The sequence below is a fragment of the Flavobacterium sp. W22_SRS_FK3 genome, assembly GCF_052113665.1.
Lineage (GTDB): Bacteria > Bacteroidota > Bacteroidia > Flavobacteriales > Flavobacteriaceae > Flavobacterium.
Genome location: NZ_JBGQOF010000055.1, coordinates 1 through 2,317 on the forward strand (window position 1 = coordinate 1; position 2,317 = coordinate 2,317).

Annotated in this window: 2 rRNA genes; both read right to left on the reverse strand. The window is 47.8% G+C overall.

Annotated elements, in window-relative coordinates:
* Positions 1-40: 40 nt before the first annotated feature.
* Positions 41-150, reverse strand: a 5S ribosomal RNA gene (gene rrf / locus ACEN2I_RS19855).
* Positions 151-328: 178 nt separating this feature from the next.
* A 23S ribosomal RNA gene (locus ACEN2I_RS19860) occupies positions 329-2,317 on the reverse strand; the annotation flags it as partial.

The window sequence follows — 2,317 nt, forward strand, 5'->3', positions numbered from 1 at the left end:
AAACAAAAAACCCTTCATCGTTGATGAAGGGTTTTTAAAAGAAAGGCGACGACATACTCTCCCACAAAACTGCAGTACCATCTGCGCAGGCGGGCTTAACTACTCTGTTCGGGATGGGAAGAGGTGAGCCCCGCCGCAATAACCACCTTAAGGTCGTTGTTACTTGAGGTAACTTTTAATTGACAATTGATAATTTAAGCCCGAGTGATAGCAAACTGGCCAAGCAATTGATAATTAAAACAATATCTTAACATACTGAGATAAAGAAAAGTATTTTTTTTGTTTTAGAAAGTTTCCTCCCGAGAGCTTTCGCTCTCGGGAAAAGGGTGTACATAAGCTTACGGATTATTAGTACTACTCGACTATGACATTACTGCCTTTACATCTATAGCCTATCAACGTGGTCATCTTCCACGATCCTTAAAAGAAATCTCATCTTGTGGTGGGTTTCGCGCTTATATGCTTTCAGCGCTTATCCCTTCCAAACGTAGCTACTCTGCGGTGCCCCTGGCGGGACAACAGATACACTAGAGGTTTGTCCAATTCGGTCCTCTCGTACTAGAATCAGATCCACTCAAATTTCTAACGCCCACAGTAGATAGAGACCGAACTGTCTCACGACGTTCTGAACCCAGCTCGCGTGCCACTTTAATGGGCGAACAGCCCAACCCTTGGGACCTTCTCCAGCCCCAGGATGTGACGAGCCGACATCGAGGTGCCAAACCCCCCCGTCGATATGAGCTCTTGGGGGAGATCAGCCTGTTATCCCCGGCGTACCTTTTATCCTTTGAGCGATGGCCCTTCCATGCGGAACCACCGGATCACTATGCTCTACTTTCGTACCTGATCGACCTGTATGTCTCTCAGTCAAGCTCCCTTATGCCATTGCACTCTACGCACGGTTACCAAGCGTACTGAGGGAACCTTTAGAAGCCTCCGTTACTCTTTTGGAGGCGACCACCCCAGTCAAACTACCCACCAAGCAATGTCCCCCGAAATACGGGGTTAGGCTTCAGATAAACAAAGGGTTGTATTTCAACAATGACTCCACAACGCCTGGCGACGCCGCTTCAAAGTCTCCAACCTATCCTACACATCATTTATCCAAAGTCAATACTAAGCTATAGTAAAGGTGCACAGGGTCTTTTCGTCCCACTGCGGGTAAACGGCATCTTCACCGTTACTACAATTTCACCGAGCTCATGGCTGAGACAGTGTCCAGATCGTTACACCATTCGTGCAGGTCGGAACTTACCCGACAAGGAATTTCGCTACCTTAGGACCGTTATAGTTACGGCCGCCGTTTACTGGGGCTTCAATTCAATGCTTCTCCGAAGATAACATCTCCTCTTAACCTTCCAGCACCGGGCAGGTGTCAGGCCCTATACTTCATCTTACGATTTTGCAGAGCCCTGTGTTTTTGATAAACAGTCGCCTGGACCTCTTCACTGCGGCCCTGATTACTCAGGGCGACCCTTCTCCCGAAGTTACGGGTCTATTTTGCCTAATTCCTTAGCCATGAATCTCTCGAGCACCTTAGGATTCTCTCCTCAACTACCTGTGTCGGTTTACGGTACTGGTACTAATTACCTGAAGTTTAGAGGTTTTTCTTGGAAGCCCTTAGGCGCACTATCTCTTTGTCCGAAGACTCCGAGTACTATCGTATTTCCCCAAAATCTGTGGATTTGCCTGCAGATCTTATAGGTAGGTACTTCAACGAACTATTCCGTCAGTTCGCGGCGCTTTCATCACTCCGTCACCCCATCACAGTAATTAGTAGTACGGGAATATTAACCCGTTGGCCATCGACTGTCCCTTTCGGGTTCGCCTTAGGACCAGACTAACCCACAGCTGATTAGCATAGCTGTGGAAACCTTAGTTTTTCGGTGTGCGGGTTTCTCGCCCGCATTATCGTTACTTATGCCTACATTTTCTTTTCCAGCCAGTCCAGCATACCTTACGATACACCTTCAACCCTGCTGGAATGCTCCCCTACCACTTAGAGTAAACTCTAAATCCATAGCTTCGGTAATACGCTTATGCCCGATTATTATCCATGCTCGTCCGCTCGACTAGTGAGCTGTTACGCACTCTTTAAATGAATGGCTGCTTCCAAGCCAACATCCTAGCTGTCTGGGCAGACAAACCTCGTTCTTTCAACTTAGCGTATATTTGGGGACCTTAGCTGATGGTCTGGGTTCTTTCCCTCTCGGACTTGGACCTTAGCACCCAAGCCCTCACTGCTGAGAAACATTATATAGCATTCGGAGTTTGTCAGGAATTGGTAGGCGGTGAAGCCCCCGCATCCAATCAGTAG